Source organism: Occallatibacter sp., from assembly GCF_036502485.1.
Lineage (GTDB): Bacteria > Acidobacteriota > Terriglobia > Terriglobales > Acidobacteriaceae > Telmatobacter.
Genome location: NZ_DASXYM010000166.1, coordinates 1 through 23,522, shown reverse-complemented (window position 1 = coordinate 23,522; position 23,522 = coordinate 1). Strand labels below are relative to the sequence as shown.

General features: G+C 62.0%; 13 protein-coding genes. 5 read left to right on the top strand and 8 right to left on the bottom strand.

All coding sequences use genetic code 11. The features are described from left to right. Both gltB and VGL22_RS20565 read right to left on the bottom strand, forming a co-directional pair. Positions 1-4,407, bottom strand: a 4,407-nt coding sequence (gene gltB / locus VGL22_RS20570; protein WP_465268840.1) for a glutamate synthase large subunit, incomplete at its 3' end; no start/stop codon positions are given. Between the two features lie 264 nt (positions 4,408-4,671). Then, positions 4,672-6,513, bottom strand: coding sequence for a phosphoenolpyruvate carboxykinase (GTP) (locus VGL22_RS20565; RefSeq protein ID WP_465268839.1), 1,842 nt, complete (start codon positions 6,511-6,513; stop codon positions 4,672-4,674). A gap of 196 nt (positions 6,514-6,709) precedes the next feature. Between VGL22_RS20565 and VGL22_RS20560 the strand changes: the two genes are divergently transcribed. Next, positions 6,710-7,801 carry an NAD-dependent epimerase/dehydratase family protein gene (locus tag VGL22_RS20560; protein WP_465268838.1) on the top strand — a complete coding sequence of 364 codons (1,092 nt, stop codon included), beginning with the start codon at positions 6,710-6,712 and terminating at the stop codon, positions 7,799-7,801. Between the two features lie 7 nt (positions 7,802-7,808). Here VGL22_RS20560 and ychF read toward each other — a convergent pair whose 3' ends face one another. The 3 genes from ychF to VGL22_RS20545 all read right to left on the bottom strand — a co-directional run bounded on the left by ychF (position 7,809) and on the right by VGL22_RS20545 (position 11,522). Beyond that, a complete protein-coding gene (gene ychF, locus VGL22_RS20555; RefSeq protein WP_465268837.1) occupies positions 7,809-8,906 on the bottom strand; it encodes a redox-regulated ATPase YchF in 1,098 nt (365 codons plus the stop codon). A gap of 238 nt (positions 8,907-9,144) precedes the next feature. Next, a complete protein-coding gene (locus VGL22_RS20550) occupies positions 9,145-9,642 on the bottom strand; it encodes a peptidoglycan-binding domain-containing protein (RefSeq protein WP_465268836.1) in 498 nt (165 codons plus the stop codon). Positions 9,643-9,836: 194 nt separating this feature from the next. Then, positions 9,837-11,522: a trypsin-like peptidase domain-containing protein gene (locus VGL22_RS20545; protein WP_465268835.1), complete on the bottom strand. Its 1,686-nt coding sequence runs from the start codon at positions 11,520-11,522 to the stop codon at positions 9,837-9,839. Positions 11,523-11,868: 346 nt separating this feature from the next. Here VGL22_RS20545 and VGL22_RS20540 point away from each other — a divergent pair, with 346 nt between their 5' ends. Then, on the top strand, positions 11,869-13,254 hold the full coding sequence (locus tag VGL22_RS20540; RefSeq protein ID WP_465268834.1) for a M20/M25/M40 family metallo-hydrolase: 1,386 nt from the start codon (positions 11,869-11,871) through the stop codon (positions 13,252-13,254). Between the two features lie 518 nt (positions 13,255-13,772). On the opposite strand, the gene VGL22_RS20535 is transcribed toward VGL22_RS20540, so the two are convergent. Then, the gene (locus tag VGL22_RS20535) at positions 13,773-14,633 is read right to left on the bottom strand and encodes an alpha/beta fold hydrolase (protein WP_465268833.1); all 861 of its coding nucleotides are present in this window, start codon (positions 14,631-14,633) and stop codon (positions 13,773-13,775) included. 176 nt (positions 14,634-14,809) lie between these two features. On the opposite strand from VGL22_RS20535, the gene VGL22_RS20530 reads away from it, so the two are divergent. Continuing rightward, on the top strand, positions 14,810-16,135 hold the full coding sequence (locus VGL22_RS20530) for a glycosyltransferase (RefSeq protein ID WP_465268832.1): 1,326 nt from the start codon (positions 14,810-14,812) through the stop codon (positions 16,133-16,135). A gap of 60 nt (positions 16,136-16,195) precedes the next feature. Here the strand turns inward: VGL22_RS20530 and VGL22_RS20525 are convergent, their stop codons facing one another. Next, on the bottom strand, positions 16,196-17,137 hold the full coding sequence (locus VGL22_RS20525) for a DMT family transporter (RefSeq protein WP_465268831.1): 942 nt from the start codon (positions 17,135-17,137) through the stop codon (positions 16,196-16,198). Between the two features lie 363 nt (positions 17,138-17,500). On the opposite strand from VGL22_RS20525, the gene VGL22_RS20520 reads away from it, so the two are divergent. Continuing rightward, complete coding sequence (locus VGL22_RS20520) at positions 17,501-18,592, top strand: hypothetical protein (RefSeq protein WP_465268830.1); 1,092 nt, start codon at positions 17,501-17,503, stop codon at positions 18,590-18,592. Positions 18,593-18,791: 199 nt separating this feature from the next. Here the strand turns inward: VGL22_RS20520 and VGL22_RS20515 are convergent, their stop codons facing one another. Then, positions 18,792-20,177: a M20/M25/M40 family metallo-hydrolase gene (locus VGL22_RS20515; RefSeq protein WP_465268829.1), complete on the bottom strand. Its 1,386-nt coding sequence runs from the start codon at positions 20,175-20,177 to the stop codon at positions 18,792-18,794. Positions 20,178-20,328: 151 nt separating this feature from the next. Between VGL22_RS20515 and uvrA the strand changes: the two genes are divergently transcribed. Next, the gene (gene uvrA / locus VGL22_RS20510; protein WP_465268828.1) at positions 20,329-23,274 is read left to right on the top strand and encodes an excinuclease ABC subunit UvrA; all 2,946 of its coding nucleotides are present in this window, start codon (positions 20,329-20,331) and stop codon (positions 23,272-23,274) included. The last annotated feature ends 248 nt before the right edge of the window (positions 23,275-23,522 follow it).

The window sequence follows — 23,522 nt, the reverse complement described above, 5'->3', positions numbered from 1 at the left end:
TTCACCGGTGTGCCACAAAGCGCGGTCGATTGTGCGTTCCTGTTCGGCCTGCTGCAGCACCGGATCGAGTGCGACCATCGCCTTGTTGCACTTGCTGCCGAAGGTGCCGTCCGCGTCGTAGACAAACGCTACGCCGCCCGACATCCCCGCCGCGAAGTTGCGCCCGGTTTCGCCCAGCACAACCACCGTGCCGCCGGTCATGTACTCGCAACCGTGATCGCCGGTGCCTTCCACGACCGCCGTCGCGCCCGAGTTGCGCACGCAGAAGCGCTCGCCCGCGACGCCGCGGAAATACGATTCGCCTTCGATCGCGCCGTACATCACCGTGTTGCCGCAGATGATGTTTTCCTCGGACTTGCCGCGGAAGTCGTTGGTCGGGCGAATGATGATGCGCCCGCCCGACAGGCCCTTGCCGACATAGTCGTTGGCTTCGCCTTCGAGCTCGAACGTGATGCCGCGCGCGAGCCACGCGCCGAAGCTCTGTCCGGCGGTGCCCTTGAGCTTGACCCGGATGGTGTCGTCGGGCAGGCCGACATGGCCGTAGCGCTTGGCGATCTCGCCCGAGAGCATCGCGCCAGCGGTGCGGTCGGTGTTCTTGATCGTGGTGACGATGCGCACCGGCGCGCCGCGATCGAGCGCCCCCTGCGACTCGGCGATCAGCCGCCGGTCGAGGATCTTCTCGATCTTGTGATCCTGTTCCTCGGAGTTGTAGATCGCGACGCCTTGCGCCGCCTCCGGCTTGGTGAACAGGCGCGAGAAGTCGAGCCCTTTCGCCTTCCAGTGCGCCACCATGGCGCGCTGGTCGAGCATCTGCATCTGCCCGACCATGTCGTCGAACTTGCGGTAGCCGAGTTCGGCCATGATCGCGCGCACTTCCTCGGCGACGAAGAAGAAGTAGTTGATCACGTGCTCGGGCTGGCCCTTGAAGCGCGCGCGCAGCAGCGGGTCCTGCGTCGCGACGCCGACCGGGCAGGTGTTGAGGTGGCACTTGCGCATCATGATGCAGCCGGCCGCGATCAGCGGCGCGGTGGCGAAGCCGAACTCGTCGGCGCCGAGCATCGCGCCGACGACGACGTCGCGGCCGGTGCGGATGCCGCCGTCGACCTGCACGGCAATGCGGCCGCGCAGGCGGTTGGCGACCAGCGTCTGGTGCGTCTCGGCGAGCCCGATCTCCCAGGGCGAGCCGGCATGGGTCAGCGAGGTCAGCGGCGAGGCGCCGGTGCCGCCCTCATAGCCCGAGATGGTGACGTGATCGGCGCGCGCCTTGGAGACGCCGGCGGCGACCGTGCCGACACCGACTTCCGAGACGAGCTTCACCGACACGTCGCCGGTCGGGTTGACGTTCTTCAGGTCGTAGATGAGCTGCGCCAGATCCTCGATCGAATAGATGTCGTGGTGCGGTGGCGGCGAGACGAGCGTCACGCCCGGCGTCGAGTGGCGCACCTTTGCAATCGTTGCGTCGACCTTGTGGCCGGGTAACTGTCCGCCTTCGCCGGGCTTTGCGCCCTGCGCCATCTTGATCTGCAACTCGTCGGCGTTGACGAGATAGTTGGTGGTTACGCCAAAGCGTCCGCTGGCGATTTGCTTGACGGCGCTGCGGCGCGAGTCGCCGTTCGCATCGGGTTTGAAGCGCGCTTCTTCTTCGCCGCCTTCGCCGGTATTCGACATGCCGCCGATGCGGTTCATGGCGATGGCGAGGGTCTCGTGCGCCTCTTTGCTGATGGAGCCGAACGACATGGCTCCAGTCACAAAGCGCTTCACGATCTCCTTTGCAGCCTCGACTTCCTCAATCGCGATGGGTTTGGGAGCGTACTGCAACTGCAGCAGCCCGCGCAGCGTGCACAGGGTGCGGTTCTGTCCGTCGATGAGGTCTGTGTATTCCTGGAACGTCTGCGGACTGTTCTGCCGCACTGCATGTTGCAGCTTGCTGATGGTGAGCGGATTGAGCAGGTGATACTCGCCGCCCACGCGGTACTGATACTGGCCGCCGACGACGAGTTCGGTCTCGGAGTCGGTGAGCGGCTGGAAGGCGAACGTGTGCTTCATCTCGGCTTCGCGCGCCAGCACGTCGAGGCCTACGCCTTCAATGCGGGATGCGGTTCGGGAGAAGTAGGTGTCGACCATGGACTTGTTGAGGCCGACGGCTTCAAACACCTGGGCGCCGCGATAGCTCTGGAGCGTGCTGATGCCCATTTTGGAGAAGGTCTTCAGGAGGCCCTTGTTGATGGCCTTGATGAAATGCTTCTCGGCCTGGGTGCCGGTGACGTTGTGGGGGAGAAGACCGCGGCGCTTGAGGTCGTGCAGGGTCTCGATGGCGAGATACGGGTTGATGGCGCTGGCGCCGTAGCCGATGAGCAATGCAAAATGCATGACTTCGCGCGGCTCGCCGCTCTCGATGATGAGCGCCACCTGGGTACGCGTCTTCTCGCGGACGAGGCGGTTGTGCACCGCGGCCATGGAGAGCAGCGAGGGGATGGGAGCGTAGGTCGAGTCGACTCCGCGGTCAGAGATGATAAGCAGCGTGTAGCCGGAAGCCACGGCATGGGAGGCGCGGCTGCCCAGGTCATCCAGCGCTGTCTTCAAGCCCTTTTCGCCGTCTTCCGCGCGGAACAGTGCGGGCAGGGTGGTGGCCAGCAAATCTCCGGAGGACACGCGGCGCAGCTTTTCGAGATCGCGATTGCTGAGGATCGGATGCGGCAGCTTCAGGGTGTGGCAGTTCTCCGGCGCCTCATCCAGGATGTTGCGCTCTGTGCCGATGTAACTGATGAGCGACATCACCATCTCTTCGCGGATGGGATCGATGGGCGGATTCGTCACCTGTGCGAAGAGCTGCTTGAAATAGTTGAACAGCGGCTGGGGCCGATCGGAGAGGCATGCCAGGGGGGTATCGGTCCCCATGGAGCCGATCGGCTCTTCGCCTTTGGCGCCCATCGGTCCGAGCAGGATGCGGAGGTCTTCTTCGCTATATCCGAAGGCGCGCTGGCGGCGGAGCAGAGTTTCCGGGTTGGAGGCGATTACGCGTGAAGGCTCAGGCAGCTGATCGAGTGTGACCTGCTGCTCCTCGAGCCATTTTGCGTAGGGCTGACGCGCGGCCAGGTCTTTTTTGATTTCGGCGTCGGCAATGATGCGCTTCTGCACCGTGTCGACAAGGAACATGCGGCCGGGCTGGAGGCGGCCCTTTTTGCGGATGTCTTCGGCAGGCGCGTCGATCACGCCGGCTTCCGAGGCGAGGACGACGATGTCGTCCTTGGTGATCATGTAGCGGCCGGGACGCAGGCCGTTGCGGTCCAGCGTGGCGCCGATGACGCGGCCGTCGGTGAAGGCGATGGCCGCAGGTCCGTCCCACGGTTCCATGAGTGAAGCGTGGTACTCGTAGAAGGCGCGCTTGTCTTCGTCCATGTCGGGATTGCCGGCCCAGGCTTCAGGGATCAGCATGGCCATGACGTGGGGAAGGGAACGGCCGGACTGGTAAAGGAACTCGACGGCGTTATCCAGCGAAGCCGAGTCACTGCCGCCGGGTATGACGACCGGAAAGAGATCTTCCATCTTCTCGCCGTGGAGTGAATGTTCGAGCACGCCCTGGCGCGCGTTCATCCAGCTCACGTTGCCCTTGATGGTGTTGATCTCGCCGTTGTGAGCGACGTAGCGATAGGGATGTGCCAGCTTCCAACTGGGGAAGGTGTTGGTGGAGAAGCGCTGGTGCACGAGGGCCAGCGCGCTCGAGACCAGGGGATTGGCCAGCTCGAAGTAGAACTTCTGGATCTGCGGCGCCAGCATCAGGCCTTTGTAGATGATGGTGCGACATGAGAACGAAGGAATGTAGAAGTATTCCTTGTTTTCGATCTCGGACTCGGCGATCTCGTTCTCGGTGCGGCGGCGGATCCGGTAGAGGAGGCGCTCGAAGCTCTCCTCGTCGAGGCCTTCTGGCCGGCGCACGAAGAGCTGCTCTATATAAGGTTGGGAAGCACGCGCTTCGCGGCCGATGGCGTCGCCGTTCACGGGCGTGTCGCGCCAGCCGATCACGGCTGCGCCTTCTTGCTTGGCGATGCGTTCCAGGACGCCTTCGCACTGCAGGCGGCTGTGGCGGTCCACAGGCAGGAAGCACATGGCCACGCCGTAAGCGCCTTCATTGGGTAACTGCATGCCCAACTCTCCGCACTCGCGCGCGAAGAAGACATGCGGAATCTGGATCAGAATGCCCGCGCCGTCGCCGGTCTCGGGATCGCAACCCGCGGCTCCGCGGTGGGTCAAGTTAATGAGAACCTCGAGGCCCTTGCGGATGATGTCGTGGCTCTTCTCGCCGCGAATGCTGGCGACCAAGCCCATGCCGCAGTTATCGTGCTCGTTTTGCGGATGATAGAGCCCCTGGGGGGCAGGTACACGAAGACGGCGATCGGATGATTGCATTGATGAACCCTTTGCGATCAGATGTGACGGCACAGATCGTCTGCCGTCATGTGCCAGATGATTTACCGATGCTCGTGCGGCGTCCGCCGAGGTAGTAGAAAATCTGCGTGCAAGCGTCCCTGGGTGGGTGGCACCCGAGGGGTGCTGGAATTTTTAATATAACCGAAATGTTCGTCAAGACAAAGTGCGAAGTTGCATGAAAAGTCAATCAAAAAGCCCCGGACACTGTGCATGTTCCGGGGCTTCTCTCACGATGTGAACCGCTTAGAGTCTGTAGATCAACAGTTCCCGCTCGTAGATCATCTCGGGCGGCAGGTGATCGTGCACTTCAATAAAAAGGCCTTCGTGTGCAATCACTTCCTGCTTCCATGCTTCGCGGTCAACTTCCATCAGGGCATCGAATTTTTCACGCTGGAAGGTCATGCCCGACCAGTCGATGTCGTCATATTGCGGGACCCATCCGATGGCGGTCTCGCGGCCATGCGTGCGTCCTTGTACGCGCTCCACAATCCAGCGAAGCACACGCATGTTGTCACTGAACCCGGGCCACAGGAACTTTCCATTTTCATCTTTGCGGAACCAATTGACATGGAATATGCGGGGTGTGCGATCGAGGCCGCGCTGCATTTTGAGCCAATGCCGGAAATAGTCGCCCATGTGATATCCGCAGAAGGGGAGCATCGCCATGGGATCGCGGCGCACTTTGCCAACCGCGCCCGCGGCGGCGGCGGTGGTTTCAGAGCCCATGGTGGCGCCGATGTAGACACCGCTCGACCAGTTAAACGCCTGATAGACCAGCGGCAGCGTGGTGGAGCGCCTTCCGCCAAATACGATGGCCTGGATGGGAACGCCATCGGGCGACTCCCAGTCCGGATCCATGGTGGGGCACTGCGATGCGGGAGCCGTGAACCGGCCATTGGGATGGGCAGCGGTGCGCCCGGTCTGCTTTGCGATCTGGGGAGTCCAGCGCTCGCCGCGCCAGTCCTCGCACTCGGCAGGCGGCGTTTCGGTCATGCCTTCCCACCACACGCCCCCCTGGGGCGTGAGCGCGACGTTGGTAAAGATGGAGTTCCTGGCGAGCGCCGCCATGGCCATGGGATTGGTGTGGGCGCCGGTTCCGGGCGCCACGCCGAAGAAGCCGGCCTCGGGGTTAATCGCGCGCAGATTTCCATTTTTATCCGGGCGGATCCAGGCGATGTCGTCGCCGACTGTCCACACCCGCCAGCCTTTCATGGCTTTGGGCGGAATCAGCATGGCGAAGTTCGTTTTGCCGCACGCTGACGGAAAGGCGGCGGCTACATAGGTCTTCTCGCCGGAAGGATCTTCGACGCCAAGGATGAGCATGTGCTCGGCCATCCAGCCTTCGTCGCGGGCGATGTTCGACGCGATCCGCAGGGCGAAGCACTTTTTGCTGAGCAGAGCATTGCCGCCATAGCCTGATCCGTACGACCAGATCTCGCGCGTTTCCGGAAAATGCACGATGTACCTGGTGTCATTGCATGGCCAAGGCACGTCGTGCTGTCCTGGCTTCAGCGGCACGCCCACGGTGTGCATGCAGGGCACCACGCGCTTCTCGTCTTTGTCGATTTCGGCGAACACCGGCGCACCGATACGCGCCATGATGCGCATGTTGACGACGACGTAAGGAGAGTCCGTGAGTTGCACGCCGATGCCGGACATGGGCGAGCCCACCGGGCCCATGCTGAAGGGCAGCACGTACATGGTCCGGCCGCGCATGGAGCCCTTGAAGAGCTGCTTGAGACGCCGACGCATCACAAACGGATCTTCCCAGTTGTTGGTTGGGCCGGCAGCGTCTTTCGAGAGGGAGCAGATGAAGGTGCGATCTTCTACGCGTGCCACGTCACTGGGCGAGGACCGCGCGTAATAGCAGCCGGGCCACAGTTCCTGGTTCAGCCGGATGAACGTGCCTGCCTGGACCAGTCGTTGGCAGAGGAAGTCGTACTCCTCCTGCGATCCGTCCACCCAATGGATCGAATCGGGCCGGCACAACTCGGCCATCTTCTCGACCCAGCGGATCAGGTGCTTGTTTTTGGTGAGGACTTTACTCCCGAGTACCGAGTCAACCGCCGCCACAGACGCTTTCATCAACCCGAGCTCTCCTTTCCGCCCATTGTAATTGCGAATCGCTCAAGGCGGTCCGATTCGGACCGGCGGGTGATTCGATCGACCACCGGGGCGGATTTGGCGGAGCGGCGATAAGGAATTGCGGCACAATCAACCGCACCGGGGAATCGGGCATCCGAATAAAAGGGCAAGAGTGTTTGTCCGCCGAGGGACTGGGATGTTTTCTGTAAAAGAGAATCAGCCTGAGCATATCCTCATCACGGGCGGCGCCGGCTTTATTGGAGCCAACCTTGCCGCGCACCTGCTGGCTACCACGGATGCGCGGATCACCGTGTTCGACGACCTCTCGCAGCCCGGCGCCGAGGTGAACGTGACCTGGCTTCGTTCCCAGGCGCGCGCGGCGCGGCTTCGCTTCCTGCGCGGAGATGTGCGCAGCGAACTGCGCGTCAGGGAAGCGCTCAACGATGTGGATGAGGTCTATCATCTGGCTTCCCGTTCGGAAAGCCCGGTGGAGTCTTGTGAGACCTTCGATGTCAACGTGCGGGGCACCTTGCATGTGCTGGAAGCGGCGCGGAATTCCGGCCGCAGCCCCATGGTGTACTACATCTCTACTTCGAAGGTGTATAACGCGCTGAGTTCCGATGTGCTGGAACAGCATGGGGATCGTCTGCAGCCGATTGAGGCGGGATTCCGCGGCATAGCCGAGCAGGCGCCTGCCAATTTCGCGTCGCCGCACATCTGCTCGAAGGGGGCGGCCGATCGTGCGGTGCTCGATTATGCGCGGTTTTACGGACTACCGGGTGTGGTGCTGCGCGCCGACAGCGTTGCCGGTCCGCGGCAGTTCGATGGCGCGGGGCACGGCTGGGTCGCGCACCTGGTGTACTCCATTCTGGGGGGCGAACCCGTGACGGTGTATGGCAGCGGCATGCAGGTCTGCGAAGTGCTGCACGTGTCCGATGTGGTGAACTCCCTGATGGCGGCGCGCAATTTCCGCGCCATTGCGGCGGGCAACGCCTTCAATATCGGCGGAGGCCCCGCGCACACCATTTCAGTGAATGAGATGATCGGGCTTATCGAACGCGTGTGCCACCGCTCAGCCCAGGTGCAGCACGCGCCAGCTCGGCCGGAGGACCGCCTGTTTTACATGGCCGACAGCTCGGCTTTCATGTCGTCCACTGGATGGTTCGCGCGGCGCTCTCTGGAGCAGACGGTGCGCGACGTTGCAGCCTTCTGGCACGCGAGTCAGGCGCACGTCAGGAAGGCTCCGCTCGCCGGGCTGGCTGTGCCGCAGCATCGCCAGGCTGCTTAGCGATGTTCTAGACGTTGAACTTGAAGAAGAGGATGTCGCCGTCTTTCACGACGTAGTCCTTGCCCTCAGAGCGGTAGAGACCCTTCTCCTTGACGGCCTGCTCGCTTCCGTATTGAAAGAGCAGGTCGCAGTGGTAGGCGTCTGCGCGGATAAAGCCGCGTTCGAAGTCTGAGTGGATGACGCCGGCGGCCTGGGGCGCCCTGGTGCCGACGGGGATGGTCCAGGCGCGGGCTTCCTGAGGGCCGGCGGTGAAGTAGGTGGCGAGCCCAAGGAGTTTATAAGCCGAGTGAATGAGGCGATTGAGGCCGGGCTCAGTCAGGCCCAAGTCGGCGAGAAACTCGGTGCGTTCTTCGGGCTCGAGGAGGGCGATTTCGGCCTCCATGGCACCGCAGATGCGGACTACCTGAGCGCCTTCTTCGGCAGCGCGCTGTTCGACGGCGGCGGTCCACTGGTTACCCTCTGTCAGGCCAGCTTCGTCGACGTTCGCTACGTAAAGAACTGGTTTCGCCGTAATCAGGAAGAGCTCGCGGGCGGCAGCGCGTTCTTCCTCGGAGAGGTCCACGACGCGAGCAGGCTTTCCGGCTTCAAGGGCTTCCTTCAGCTTCTTGAGGGCTTCGAAGTCGGCCTTGATTTTGGCGTCGGAGGTGTTGCGGGCGGCCTTTTCGGATTTGGCCCAGCGTTTTTCGACAGAGTCGAGGTCGGCAAGCAGGAGCTCGGTATTGATGATGTCGATGTCGTGGAGCGGATTGACGCCTCCGGCGACGTGGATGACGTTGGGGTCGTCAAAACAGCGGACGACGTGGCAGACGGCGTCGGTGGAGCGGATATGGCCGAGGAACTGGTTTCCGAGGCCCTCGCCTTTGCTGGCGCCGGCGACCAGGCCCGCGATGTCAATGAACTCCATGGTGGTGGGCACCACGCGGCTGGGTTTGACCAGTTCAGCGATCTTGTCGAGGCGCGGATCGGGCACGGAGACGATGCCGACATTGGGGTCAATGGTGCAGAACGGATAGTTGGCGGCCTGGGCCTTGGCGGCAGTGAGGGCATTGAAGATGGTGCTCTTGCCCACATTGGGCAGACCGACGATTCCGCAGTTCAACGGCATGGAGGATCAAGTCCTTTTCTAAAGGGTGACGCGGGCCATGCCGGGATTTCCTGGGAGACCTGAGACGCCGCAAAGGGCCTCAAGGATTCGGGAAGGAGAATACTGCGATCGGCTAGCTATAAACGTCCTGAATCTATTATCGCCGATTGGCGCAGCGAAGCGGGGCGAACGAGCAGTGCATGAATAGCTACGCAGAAGAGGCCGCTCTCGGGCGGCCTCTTCGTAGGACAGTGCGTAGCTACTGGTTTATGCCCGAAGCGGCTGCAAAGCCGGCGGTCTGCGGCGCGGCAATGGAGTTCGCCGGCGGCGTAGCGGGAGCCGAGGCCACATCCTTGGCATTGATGGCGGTGGAGTAGTCCGGTCCGAGGCCCAGCTTCACCAGAGCGCGCGAGTCGGGCATCAGCTTGGTCTGCCAGCCCTGGTCGGACTGGAATTTCCGCATGGCGGCCTGGGTGGTGGAATCCCACTGCCCGGTTGCGTCGCCGCTCATGTAGTGCTCGCGGATGAGAGCCTGCTGAATCTGCGTAACGCGCTCAGCGTCAATGGCTTGCTGTCCGTGGAGCTTGTGGGATTTGGGGGCTTTTGCCTTCGTCCGGCCGTGGGCTGCGGTCTTATGGCTGGCGGTCTTGGCGTGGGCGCTGCCGGTCGCAGGGTGGTTGGTCGTGCTAGCAGAGGCCGATGCCGCGATCAAGAACGCAGCGAGAGACGAACAAAGGACTACTCGGATTGACTTCATCCTGAGAGCACCTCCAGGGTGAAAAATTAGAAGTTTTTCGGGCGCTTCTCGTTCCCGCAGTATACCGGACGAGCCGGAAGGGTAGACCAGAAAAATCAAGGAGTGCTTGCTTAGTCTCTCCCGGACCGTTTCTGGTGGTTCGGAAACGGAACGGGCGTATGGAGACCCAACCCCATACGCCCTTGGATGCAAGTTTATTGTAATGTTCCGCCTACGTAATTGATTCCCAGGTCAGGATGACGCGGGTCCATGATTTCAAAGACTACGTCATCGCCGATCTTGAGTTTGCTCACCACCTGGTTGAACTGATCACGGTTGGCGGTGGGCTGCTTATTGATGCGGATGACCACGTAGCCCGGCTCGAGCCCCTGGAGATCGCCAAATGAGCCGGTCCGGACCGACTGGATGACCACGCCAGGATGCTTGAGCTTGGTGGCCATCTCCGGGGGTGTGTCGCGTACCACGATACCCAGTTTGGTTTCGCCGGGGTTGCCGCCTTCTTCGGGTTGCTGGTTCTGTTGGGCGTTGCCCATGTCGGCAAACACCTTGTCGCGATCGCCGATGGTCACAGTGGCATCCTGCGGCTTGCCATCGCGGACGAAGCCGAGTCGGATGCTCGATCCGGGCCGGCGGCTGGCGATCTCGCTGACCAGGTCGTCGCCGTCCTTGATCTGGCGGCCATCGATGGTGGTGATGATGTCACCGGGCTTCAGACCCGCTTTGTCAGCGGGACCGTTGGGCTGTACCTGTTGCACCAGTACTCCATTTTTGAACCCATAGACGCGGTTGACCGCGCCCGAGAGCCCCTGGCGGAACTGGATGCCGATGGAGCCGCGCACGACCTTGTGGCCGGGAGCGATCAGGTCGTTGTAGATTTCGACCACGGTGCTGGAAGGCATGGCGAACCCGATGCCCTGATAGCCGGCGCTTTGCGTGTAAATGGCGGTGTTGACGCCGATGACTTCGCCGGCCATGTTGAGCAGCGGGCCGCCGGAGTTGCCGGGGTTGATGGCAGCGTCGGTCTGAAGGAAGTGCTGGAACTGGCCGGACGCGCCGGGCTCGATGGTGCGATTTTTGGCGGAAATGATGCCGGCGGTGACGGTCTGCGCGAGCGCGAACGGGCTGCCGATGGCCTCGACCCAGTCGCCGACCTGCACCTGGTCGCTGTTGCCCAGCTTGACGGTGGGCAGGGCGGAGGGAGCGTCGATTTTGATCACGGCGAGGTCGGTGGCCTTATCGGTGCCGATGACGCGCGCCGGGCGGCCGAGGTCCTGCGAGTCAGGATCGGTGGAGAGCTTTACGTAGATCTTGTCGGCTTTGTCGACTACGTGATTGTTGGTAATGATGTAGCCCTTGGAGTCGACGATGAATCCGGAGCCTAGCGATTCGCGCACCTGGCCGCCATCATCATCCTGATCGGGGGCCTGGCCGCCGAAGAAGCGATTGAAGAAATCCTGAAATCCCTGCTGGCCCTGGTCGCCGCCGCCCTGACCACCCTGACCACCTTGACCCTGGCCACCCTGGTCCTGCTCGTCATCATCGCCACCGGGAGGGTTCTGCGGATTGGGTACGTTGCGGCCGTGGAAGCGCCGGTTGGGGCGGTTGGCGGACTGCTTGGGCAGGGTCTGGGTGTTGATGTTCACCACCGCCGGTCCCACCTGCTTGGCGATTTTGGCGAAGACGCTCTGGAACTCGTTGCTGGGAAGGCTTGAGTTGCCAACCTTCAGCGGAGTGGCATCGGCGCTGTCGTTCTGCTTTTCCTGTCCGCGTACCCCGTGAGCCATGAACGAGCCGCCCACGATGGCGATGGAAAGAGTGCCGAGAAGAACGAAGACTGTAGCGAGACGGCGCGTGCGTAGCCGTTCGATGAGAGATTTCATGTAGTTCGTAGACCTCGTCAGATGCTGAGCGTTCAGTGCACCAACCCCTCAGAGTATACCGGGCTGGATTGGCGCATTCCTATAAGTGCTTGCGCTGCAACAATGTCATGCTGGGAAACGCGTCAAGCGGTGAAGCGGAAGCGGATTGTCCGGGCGGAGTAAACGGAAGAAAACAGCGGAAAGCCACCTTCTCCGCCCCACAGGTTACTTAGACGTAGATGCCGCAGGAGCGTGACGGGACGCATGCTAACATCCGCCCATGGCTTGCCCTCGTAAGGTCCTGGGTTTCTTGCTGCTTTCCTTCTCCTTTGCTCATGCTCAAACTGCTCCCGCCCGTCAGCCCAGCATGATGGATCGCCTGAATGCCCGGATGAACGGCGGCCAGAGTGCGTGGACCGCGGACCAGCTTGCGACCATGCGCAAGATTCGGGAAGCGGCGATGCGCGACCCTTACGCGCTGAACGAGCTTCGGCACCTGACCGACAATATTGGCCCGCGTCTTGCGGGATCGCCGCAGGCGCAGCAGGCCGTGGATTGGGTGGCGGCGGAGATGCGGTCGCTGGGCGCCACAGTCACCCTGGAAAAAGCGATGGTTCCGCATTGGGTTCGCGGGGTTGAAACCGGCGAGCTGGTGGCGTGGCCGGGTCAGGCTGCCGGGACCACGCAGAAGGTGGTACTGACGGCTCTGGGCGGATCGGTGGCGACGCCGGCGGAGGGTCTTACCGCGGAGGTGATCGTGGTGCCGGATTTCGCGGCATTGCGAGCGTTGCCGGCGGACGCGGCGAAAGGCAAGATCCTGCTGTTCAACCATCCGTTCGACAAGGAGCTTGCGGCGGTGGGGAATGGCGGCGCGGCTTATGGAGGCGCGGTGGTGTATCGGGCAGCGGGGCCGGTTGCGGGAACTGCCGCGGGGGCAGCGGCTGTCCTGGTGCGCTCGGCCGGCGGGGCGGATTATCGCCTGCCGCATACCGGCATGACGGACTACGACCCGAATATGACGAAAATTCCGGCCGCGGCGGTGACCGCGGAGGATGCTGAAATGCTGGCGAACCTGGCGGCCCAGGGACCAGTAAAGATGCACCTTACACTGACGCCGCAGACGCTGCCGGACGCGCAGAGTTATAACGTCATCGCGGACTGGAAGGGAACGGAGCACCCCGAGCAGATGGTGATTGTGTCGGGGCACCTGGATTCCTGGGACCTGGGAACGGGTGCGATTGACGATGGCGCGGGGATCGCGGTTTCGATGCAGGCGATTCATCTGCTGCAGTCGCTGGGGATCCGTCCGCGGCGGACTGTGCGCTTTGTGGCGTGGATGTGCGAGGAGCAGGGCTCGCAGGGGGCGGCTGCCTACGTGGCGGATTACAAGGACCAGATTGCCAACCATATTGGTGCGATCGAGAGCGATCTGGGCGCGGATCATCCGACGGGCATATCTTTCGAGGGCAAGCCGGAGTTGGGCCGGTTTCTGCGGCCGGTTGCGCAGGTCCTGGATGGCATAGGCGCGCCGATTGTGGAAAGCGGTGGCTCAGGGGAAGACATTGCAGGGCTGGCGGAGAAGGGTGTGCCCAGTTTCGCACCCATTCAGGACAGCCGATTTTACTTCAACTATCACCACACGGCGGCGGACACTTTCGACAAAGTGAACCCGAAACACCTGAATGAAAATGCCGCAGTGATGGCGGTGCTGGCGTACGCGCTGGCGGACAGCCCGGCGCCCGCGCCCCGGTAGTCGGCCGGCGACCTTATTTCTCCAGACTGCGAACCGAAGGCGGGCTTCCGGGCGCGGGCGGGCCGGTGCTTCGCGATCCGGAGGGACGTTACTGATCAGTAATCAACGCGCGTATTTGTGGCTCTGGAAAGGGGGCGGATATTCGTCTTTGATACGCCTTTTATTCGGGTTTGGGGCGAAGATTTTGATTTTGCGGTTCTTGGCTTTAACTTGATTAAATAGAATAATTTACGCGGAAAATAGCGACTCTATCCCTGCAGCGAATGGGGGTGAAACCCTATTAGTTTTGTAGTTAACAGACTTGCGGGTACTGAAGCTTGGTGGTGAGATGCGGCGCGTCATGGGTGCGAGGCGTTTCATGATCCGGAGGATCGAGTATGGGCCGAAGCGAGCCGCGTGGCTGTGCTGACGGTCACAGCGAAGCGGTCCGGAGAAAGCGGAGCAGACGGGCTTGAGGCGGCGCATTTTTGGAGTGGGCGCTGAGCGGGTATCGCCGAACGCGACCAATACGCCGAGCCCTACAATGGCGACTTCTTCCCGGATCCTTTTCGTGCCTGCGCGACGACATCTTTGATGGCGTTGAGGACCAGGTCCGGCGCGTCCTCCTGGATGTAATGGCGGCTGTTGGGGGCGAAGACTTGTTTGACCTGCGGATTCTGGGCCAGCAGTTCTTTGTGCAGACCCATCTTTAGATCCTGCTCCAGGGGGTTGCCCGGGAAGCCGGGATCCTTCAGCGTGCCGGTGAGCAGTACGGTGGGCACGGCAGGCAGGGGCAGGGAAGCTTCGACCAGCTTGCCGCTATCCTTCGATGCTTCGAGCTCCGCTTTCTGCGCGGGCGAGGCTGCGTCCATCATCTTGTCCAGCATCTGTTGCCGGGCATCCCAGTCGGCTTTGCTCAGGGTGGCATGGAGCTGCTCCAGGAGGCGACCGTCTTCGGGATCGACCAGCACGAGACCTGCAATCTGGCTTGCGTAACGGTGCGCGTACACTTCGACAACCGCACCGCCGAGGGAGTGGCCCACGAGCACGTAAGGCGGCTTCACTGCTGATTTTTCCAGCGCCGCGTGCAGTTCGCTCACCATCTGATCGACGGATTTTTTGCTCGTCGCGGGATCGGATTTTCCGAGTCCTGCGCGATCGTACGCGAAGGTTTGCGTGAACCTGGCGACGTCGGGCGCGACCTTGTCCCAGGTCGATAAGTCCTCTCCCAGACCGGATACGAATACGACTGCGGGATTGCCTGATCCGTTCACGGAAGTGAACAACTGGTAGCCGCCCGCGTCGACGCGCGTGCCGGCCGCCTGCGCGGCACTCACCAGCGACAGGGAACCGATTGCCCACAAGACAGAGAGAGCCCATGTGCCGATGGTTCGTGCCATGACTGACCTCCTGCTGCAAGTACGGCGGAGGCGCTGGGCCGGTTCCGAGTTTCGTCACAAACTTCTTTCCACCCCGAGTGAAGCTTGCTTATGATTCGTCGCGCTGACCAATCCTTTTCTGCGCGCTCTTCGTACATCCATCGGGTCCCCATCGCTGCACAAAGGACAGTTTCCCCATGGCGCGTCTCGGAATCTTCTGCTTCCCGGGCACGGGACATATCAACCCCATGACTTCGCTGGCGCGTGCTCTGGAGCGCCGCGGCCACTCGGTTGTTATTTTCGGCATTGCTGATACGGAGGCTCGCATCCGCGCTGCCGGGATTGAGTTCATGCAGATTGGCACAGCGGACTACCCGGTGGGAACGCTGCGCCGTCTCGATGAGCACCTCGGGACGTTGAGAGGGCTCGCCACATTTCGATTCACCGTGGAGCGCGTCCGCAACACGGCGCGCATGATTCTGCGCGATGGCCCCGAGGCTGTGCGCCGGGCGGGAGTGGAGGCGTTGCTTGTGGACGAGGCCGACATGGGCGGCACCGTGGCCGAACACCTGGGGCTGCCCTTCGTTTCTGTAGCCATGTTCCCACCCCTCATTCAGGATTCGCGTATTCCGCCGTTCTGTTTTGGGTGGCAGGCAGGCGACGGCCGGTTCGCTCGGATTCGCAACACACTGGGTTTCCGGCTGCTTACGCGCGTGGCGGCACCTATTTACAAGCTGGTAAACGAGCAGCGCCGGGTGTGGGGCCTGAAGCCGCTGCGCCGCGCGGTGGATGCCCTGTCGCCCATTGCTCAAGTGGCACAACTGCCTGCCGCGCTGGAGTTCGATGTGCCGGGGAAGCCCGCTGTGGTGCACTACACGGGCCCCTTTGTCGACCACGAGCAGCGCCCGGCGGTGGCATTTCCATGGGAGCGACTGGATGGCCGGCCGCTCGTCTATGCCTCGCTCGGCACGATGCAGAACGGTTCAGAGTCTGTCTTCCGTACGATCGCGCAGGCGTGCGAATCCCTGGCGGTTCAGCTTGTGATCTCGCTGGGCGGAGGGCTGCGAGTGGAGCGCTTTGGCGAGCTGCCCGGGTCACCCATTGTGGTGAGCTATGCCCCGCAGCTTGAGCTGGTGAAGAAGGCGGCTGTGGTTATTACGCATGGAGGGCTCAATACGGTACTCGAGTCTCTTGCGGAAGGCGTTCCGCTGGTTTGCATTCCTCTTGGCAACGATCAGCCGGGTGTGGCCGCCAGGGTGGCTTCGCGCCATGCGGGAGTGGTGGTGCCGAGGAGCAAGCTGGGGGCGCGACGGCTGCGTTCTGCGTTGTGTGAGGTTCTCGGCGACAGCATCTATCGCGATTCGGCTGCAAGGATCAGCGAGGCCATTCGCAGTGTCGATGGTTTGAAGATGGCGGCTGACATCATTGAGGGTTCGCTGCAACTGATGGGCGCAGATGGTGCCGCGCCGGTTTCACGCTCCGCGGCGAGGGTCTTGGCGCCGAGTTCCGAAGCTGAAGGATGATTTTCCGGCGGCGGTTTTGATGGCCTTTTACGGTCGCCGATCTGTGGTGGGTTTCTGCCTTCAGGCTTCATGCGCGGAGGGCATGTGCCCGGGCTGGGGCACCAACTCGGTGAGGGCAATGCCGCAGAGAATCAGCCCGGCACCGGTAGCGGGACGGAGTCCCAGGCGCTCGCCGATCACCAGGAAGGACGTGATCCACGCGAAGACCGGCTCAAGGGTGAGCATCAGCGCGGTATGGGTGGAGGGAAGAATCGATTGCGCCCAGCTCTGGATGGACAGCGCTGCCGCTGTCGCCAGCACCGCTGTGATCAGCAGGGCGATGTCGAGCCGGGGTGACCAGTGCAGATAGGGGCGCCCCATGAGGGGCAGGGTGATGACCATGAACAACGCGCACCATCCCACCTGGAGCGTGGCGAGCGGCTTGAAGTCGATTTTGGGGGAGAGATGCCCGAGGGCCAGGCAGTGCAGGGCGAACCCAACCGAGCAGCCGAACGTGATGACATCGCCCTTGTTGATCTGGCGGAGGTCCGGGATGACGGCTGCCAGCCCGGTGGCTCCGGAGATTCCCGGAGCGGTGAGCAGGGCGATGCCGGCGAACGCCAGAACGGCGCCGAGAAGTGCGTTCCAGCGCGGCAGGCGCGCGTGGGGTGGCCGCAGCGCCGGCAGCAGGGAGAACAGAGGCACCAGCACCACCACCATGCCGGTGATGAATGCCGATTTGGAGGGGGTGGTCCAGACCAGGCCGAGTGTCTGGAACTGATAGCCCATGGCCAGGCAGAAGCCCACGATGGCACCCGCACCTACGTGCCACCAGCGGATCCCCCGCAGAGAGCGGTGGTAGCCAACGGCCAGGATCGCCGATGCCAGCGTCATGCGCGCGAGGTTGAAGGCCGCGGGCGAGGCGTCCGCCAGGGCATCTTTGACCACGACGAAGGTGGCGCCCCACACGGCAACTACAAACAGCATCAGGAGATAAGCCCGGATTTTCATTGTCGAGGCCATTATTTCAGGATTGGGCATGCCCCCTCAGGGGAAGGGAGCCACTCTTTCCGTTGTGACTGCGCTGCGGGGTAACCAGCAAGTTAATGTCGCCTTTACAACTTTTTACCTGACTCTATTTTTTATTTGTGCGAAACTGCATCACCAAACCACCTTTGTCTCAGATTTGCATCTGAGGAAACAGGACGATCCGACCAGCTAAAGCCGAACGCACGAAGGAAAAGACCCCTATGTCGACAGGGTCGGGCCCAACATATCTATGCACGTTTTACGGGGACTATAGTGATGCGCTTTTTCCATGTAGTTTGCCTCAATGGTTTTCTCTCTGCAGCAGCCTTCATCAGCCCAACCCAGGCACGCACCCAAATGCCATCGCCGGCAGCGTGGGTTTACGTTTCGGTGACGCCGCCCAACAGTTCCGTGAATGAGATCATGGGCTTCACGTCGTCGGCCAACGGATCGCTCACGCCTCTGCCCGGATCGCCGTGGACGGCAGATGTTACTTCGATGGCGGTGAGCGGGAAGTTTCTGTTCGCGTCGAACCGGAACACGGTCTACGTCGATGCTTTTCACATCAACCAGAGCAATGGTTCGCTGGCGCTGTGGTCACAGACGGACGTGGCCAAGATGAATGCGCAGGACTGCGGCGGGCCAGGCCAACTGGTGCTCGACCATACCGGCGCTACGCTGTACAACTTCGAGTACCGTGACGACGGGTGCGTGAATAACGACATCCGGTCGCTGGCGGTGAACAGCTCGGTGGGAACGGAGACGAACCTTGGCACCACGCAGGGGAACGACTGGCTCACAGGGCCGCCAACCATTCTGGCGAACAACTTGTATGCTTACGAGGCCTCGTGCCTGGGCAACATGTACTGGGGTGTGTGGGGCTTTCAACGCCAGTTGAACGGCAACCTGACGGACCTGCCGAACTTTACGCGGACGCTGCCTATGCCGAAAGCAGGCGACTTCTGGTGTCCGTCGAATGCCACGGCCGATCCTTCGGGTCACGTGGCGATGATCATGCAGCCTGTGGTTGCGGACAGCTTCGCATCCGATGGCGGAGCGCAGGTGGCCTCATTCACGGCGGACGCGAGCGGCAATTTGGCGAGCACGAACATGGCCGCGCAGATGCCCGTCGGACTGTTTGGTTCGCCGATTGGCACCAGCATGTCGCCGAGCGGGCAGCTTTTCGCGGTGGGTGGAACCAGCGGTTTGCAGATCTTCCACTTCAACGGGGCGGCTGCTCCAACCTATTTCACCAACCTTCTGGTGAACGTCGAGATCGACCAGATGTTCTGGGACAAGCAGAATCATCTTTACGCGATCAGCCGGCCGGCAGGGAAGCTGTATGTCTTCACGATCACGGCGACCAGCGCGGGGCAGGCGCCGGGATCACCGTACGCGATCAGCGCTCCCCAGAACGTGATTGTGCAGCCGCTGCCGCTTTATAAGTAAGCAAGGGCCGAGTTACTCCGCGCGTGGTGAGTGAGGAGTAACTCGGCCCTGGTTTCTGCGGGAATGACAGCGAAGAAGGCGGAAGCGGGTTCTTCGCCGCGCTCAGAATGACAAGTTTGTGGTGAGCAGCAGACTCGCTGCAGGAATGACAGAGAGAAAGGCAAGTGCAAGGCGGGTTTGTCGCTGCACATGTCTCTAACTACTTCACGGCATCGACGAGCTTGGTCTTGTCCTCCAACTGGCTCAACTTCCACATCAAAACGGCGTCGCGCTTGGTGTTGATGGCCTGCGCCTTGAGGTCGACGGTCTCGCCGGGTGCGTGTGCGCCTTCGCCCGTGGCTCCCACACCGGCCAGTCCGGGCAGCAGATCGGCAATAAAAGCGATGTCGCCGGCGCCGCGCTTCATGGGATCGAGCTCCGGCATTTCTCCGAAGCCCAGTTCCTTATTGGCCTGATTGAGCAGCTTGAGCAGGGCGCGATTCTCATCGGTGGGCGCCATCGCGGGATAGCCTTCGCCGAAGTCGATGGTGGCGCTTGTCTTCGGGAGATGCTGCGCGACGAGGTCACGCATTTTCTTTTCCACCCGTTCGGTCTGCTCGTTGCTGATGGTCCGGATGTCGCCGCTGGCGTAGGCAGTGGGAGCGACGATGTTGTCCTTGCCGGCGGCGGTGGCGTTGTTTCCTGCCTCGTCGACGGTGAGAGAGGTGCCGCCGACGACCATGCCGACGTTGAATGTGAGGCTTGGCTCGGGAAGTTTGGTGCGGAAGTCGTCGAGGATGCGCGCGAGCTCGTAGATAGCGCCGTAGCCCATGTGCTCTGAGAAGATGCCGGAGGAGTGGCCGGTTTCGCCTGTGGTCTTGATGTGCCAGGTGATGGAACTGCGACGGCTGACGCTGCCGTAGAACACGCCATTGGAGCGCGGTGTGCCTTCGAACTCGAGGGCCACGTCGCTTTGCTTTGCGGCGTCGCGCATGTCGCGCCGGGAGATGGAGGCGGGCTCGCCGTGGGCTTCCTCATCGCCGCTGAGCACGATGCGGACTTCCGTCTTGTCGAGCACGCCGGCGGCCTTGAGTGCCTTGAGCGCGTAGAGCATGTCGACGAGGCCGCCTTTCATGTCGTTGACGCCGGGACCGGTGGCGATGTCGCCGCTCACGGTGTACTTCTGAAACGGGCTGGTGGTTTCGAACACCGTGTCCATGTGGCCGATGAGCAGGATGCGCTTGCCGCAACGGCCTTCACCGGCCGCACAGGGATGGGTGGCGACGAGCACGCCGGCGCGGCCCACGTTGTCCGGAGCGCGATCCATGGGCTTGAAATCCACCTGGAAGTCGAGCGCCTTCAGTTCGTTCTGCACGATTTGCGCAACGGAGCGCACGCCTTCGAGGTTGTGGGTGCCGCTGTTGATGTTCACGATGCGCTCAAGGAAGGCGTTGGCCTCGGCCTGGTGCGCATCGACATAAGCGACGACTGCCTTGTCAAGCGCCGGCTGCGTCTGGGCTTCAGCAAACGGGGAAAATCCAATGGGGAGGCCGACCAGGAGAGCAGGGAAGAGAATGATCCGGTTCATCATCGTTGCCCCGAGCATATCAGCCGCGCTTCGGGAGGGTGAATGGGAGTGACGAGCAGGGACTGCCGGCGGCCTTTTATAATGGAAGATGGCCCAATGTGCGTCCGCGACGTATTTGTCATCCGTGCACATGCAGCCGTGATTCTGCTCTCTTGAGGTCTCCTTTCCTTTGAGCTCTGCCAATGAAGCTATCGTGATCCGCGGCGCGCGGACGCACAACCTCAAGAACATCTCCTGCGAGATTCCGCATGGCAAGCTCACGGTGGTGAGCGGAGTGAGCGGGTCAGGCAAGTCGTCGCTCGCCTTCGACACAATTTATGCCGAGGGCCAGCGCCGCTATGTGGAGTCGCTTTCGGCCTACGCGCGGCAGTTTCTGGAGCGCATTGAAAAGCCCGACGTGGATGAGATCGACGGGCTGGCGCCGGCCATTGCGATCAAGCAGAAAAACACCACGCGGAATCCGCGGTCGACGGTGGCCACGGCGACGGAGATTTACGACTACCTGCGCCTGCTCTACGCGCGCTGCGGCGTGGTGCACTGCATCTATTGCGACGGGCTGGTGCGGCGGGACAGCGTGGATGAGATTGCGGAACGAATGCTGGCGCTGAGCGAGGGAACGCGCCTGCTGGTGTTGTTTCCGGTGCGCCACGACGAGCCCATGGCGGAGCCCGAGAAGGCGACACGCAAGACCAAGGCCGCGGTTGCAAAGGCTGCGGCCAAGGCTGCAGTCGAGTCGCCGATGACCGATGCGCTGAAGGCGCGGCTGAACGAGTTGCGCAGCGGCGGTTTCAATCGGCTCTATCAGCACGGGCGTATTTTCGAATTCAGCACACCGGAAAGCCTGCTGGAGATTGATTTCACGCTGCCGGTGTTTGTGCTGGTGGATCGCATCGTGGTGGATGCGGAGAATCGCGCGCGGATTGTGGACGCTGTCGAAATTGCATATCGCGAAGGCGGTGAGGTGATTTTCGAGGAAGCGCCACGCCCCACAGACGAAGACCTGTCGGCGGGGAGCCCTGGGCCTCGCGAGGAGCATGCGGAGCGCGCCAGGCACCGATTTTCAGCAGCTTTCGAATGCGCGAGCTGCCATCGGCCGGGGCGGGAGCCGGAGCCACGGCTGTTCAGCTTCAACAATCCCTTTGGCGCTTGCCCGCGCTGCCAGGGGTTCGGCAACACTGTCGACTTCGATTTGAATCTCGTGGTCGCGGATAAGGGCCTCAGCCTGAATGACGGGGCCATCGATCCGTGGAACCGGCCGAAGTATCGGAACTGGTTTACGGATATGAAGAAGCAGGCTGCCGCTCTTGGTATTCCCATGGATGTGCCGTGGCGGGAGATGACGGAAGAAGCGCGCGAGACGGTGCTGCGCGGCAAGGGGACGTTCGACGGGGTGTATGGATTTTTTGCGCAGATGGAGCGCAAGAAGTACAAGCTCCATGTTCGCGTGATGCTGTCGAAATATCGCGGCTATGCGGAATGCCCTGAGTGCCGCGGGCAGCGATTGCGCGCGGAAGCCCGGGCGGTGCGGTTGAATGGACTGAATATCTGCCAGGGAACGGCGCTCACCGTGCGCAAGGCGAAGGAGTTCTTTTCGCATCTGACGCTGACGCCGATGCAGGAGGAGATTGCCGGGCAGATTCTGCACGAGGTGCGGCAGAGGCTCACGTTTCTGGACGCGGTGGGACTTGAATATCTGACGCTGGACCGGCTGGCGTCCACGCTCTCCGGCGGCGAGGCGCAGCGCATTCAACTTGCCACGTCGCTGGGGTCGCAGCTTGTGGGTGCGTTGTATGTGCTGGATGAGCCATCGATCGGGCTGCATACGCGCGATACGGACCGGCTGATCAAGATACTCAAAGACCTGCGCGACCTGGGCAACACGATCGTGGTTGTGGAGCACGACCGTGATGTGCTGCGGGCGGCCGATTATCTTCTCGACCTGGGACCGGGGGCCGGTGAGTTTGGCGGCAAGGTGCTGGCGGAAGGGGTGCTGGCGGAGATCGAGGCGAATCCCAATTCGCTGACCGGGCGATATCTCTCGGGGCAGATCACGATTCCCGTGCCGACGCGGCGGCGCGAGCCGGGCAGGGAGAAGCTGGTGCTGAAGGGCGCGTATGCCAACAACCTGCGCGGAGTGGATGTGGAGATTCCCATGGGCATGCTGGTGGCCGTCACCGGGGTGTCGGGATCGGGCAAATCAACGCTGGTGCACCAGGTGCTGTATCGCGCGGTGGCGCGTGCACTGGGGCAGAGTGACGGCAGTGATCCAAGCGGCGTGTTCAAATCTCTCACCGGTGTGGAGAGGTTGAATGATGTTGTGCTGGTGGATCAGACGCCGATTGGCCGCACCCCTCGGTCGAATCCCATCACGTATATCAAGGGCTTCGATCTGATCCGCGAGATTTTTGCGTCGCAGCCCGACGCCAAGCGGATGTCGCTTACGCCGGGGCATTTCAGCTTCAACGTGCCGGGCGGACGATGCAACACCTGCGAAGGCGATGGCACGGTTACGGTGGAGATGCAGTTTTTGGCCGATGTGGAGTTGCCGTGCGAAGACTGCAATGGCACGCGCTATCAGCCGCGGATTCTCGAGGTGCAGTACAAGGGCAAGAACATCCATGAAGTGCTGCAGATGACGGTGAAGGAAGCGCTGCGGTTCTTCGCGGGGCATTCGCGGCTGCTGGAAAAGATAGCCGTACTGGATGAAGTGGGGCTTGGATACTTGCGGCTGGGGCAATCGGCTACAACGCTTTCAGGGGGCGAAGCGCAGCGCGTCAAGCTGGCTGCGCATCTTGCGGCGGTGCGTTCCGCGAATGCGAACGCCAAGCCTTCGCAGGCCAGCCGGATTTTATACATTCTCGACGAGCCGACAACGGGTCTGCATTTCGACGATGTGTCGAAGCTTCTGACGGCGTTTAAAAAGCTGATCGATGGGGGCGGGTCGCTGATCGTGATCGAGCACAATCTGGACGTGATCAAGTCGGCAGACTGGGTGATCGATCTGGGGCCGGAGGGCGGCGAGGGCGGTGGGCGCATTGTGGCGGAAGGCACGCCGGAGCAGATTGCGGCGAATCTGCACTCGCATACGGGGCATTGGCTGGCGAAGACTCTCTAAGAAACAGAGCAGATGTGAGTGAGAAGATGCCTTGCTCGCGGCAAGCTTTCATCACAGGGCAAAAAGCAGCGGCGAGGCCATTCGGGGAAGTCAATGCTACCCAAAGGTGCCGCTGCTGCGCTATTGGGGAAACCCAGAACGCGATGGTGGAACGACTGCAAACCGCTGCCGGGCAGGGTTGCTGCGGGGGAGGGCCTTCTCTGCCTGGCTGGAGCATGCAGCCATAGTGGACTGTGCAGGACCAATTC

Coding starts and splice junctions, on each gene's coding strand:
- VGL22_RS20565 (WP_465268839.1), bottom strand. CDS start 6,513: ATGAAAGCGTCTGTGGCGGCGGTTGACTCGGTACTCGGGAGTAAAGTC.
- VGL22_RS20560 (WP_465268838.1), top strand. CDS start 6,710: ATGTTTTCTGTAAAAGAGAATCAGCCTGAGCATATCCTCATCACGGGC.
- ychF (WP_465268837.1), bottom strand. CDS start 8,906: ATGCCGTTGAACTGCGGAATCGTCGGTCTGCCCAATGTGGGCAAGAGC.
- VGL22_RS20550 (WP_465268836.1), bottom strand. CDS start 9,642: ATGAAGTCAATCCGAGTAGTCCTTTGTTCGTCTCTCGCTGCGTTCTTG.
- VGL22_RS20545 (WP_465268835.1), bottom strand. CDS start 11,522: ATGAAATCTCTCATCGAACGGCTACGCACGCGCCGTCTCGCTACAGTC.
- VGL22_RS20540 (WP_465268834.1), top strand. CDS start 11,869: ATGATGGATCGCCTGAATGCCCGGATGAACGGCGGCCAGAGTGCGTGG.
- VGL22_RS20535 (WP_465268833.1), bottom strand. CDS start 14,633: ATGGCACGAACCATCGGCACATGGGCTCTCTCTGTCTTGTGGGCAATC.
- VGL22_RS20530 (WP_465268832.1), top strand. CDS start 14,810: ATGGCGCGTCTCGGAATCTTCTGCTTCCCGGGCACGGGACATATCAAC.
- VGL22_RS20525 (WP_465268831.1), bottom strand. CDS start 17,137: ATGGCCTCGACAATGAAAATCCGGGCTTATCTCCTGATGCTGTTTGTA.
- VGL22_RS20520 (WP_465268830.1), top strand. CDS start 17,501: ATGCCATCGCCGGCAGCGTGGGTTTACGTTTCGGTGACGCCGCCCAAC.
- VGL22_RS20515 (WP_465268829.1), bottom strand. CDS start 20,177: ATGCTCGGGGCAACGATGATGAACCGGATCATTCTCTTCCCTGCTCTC.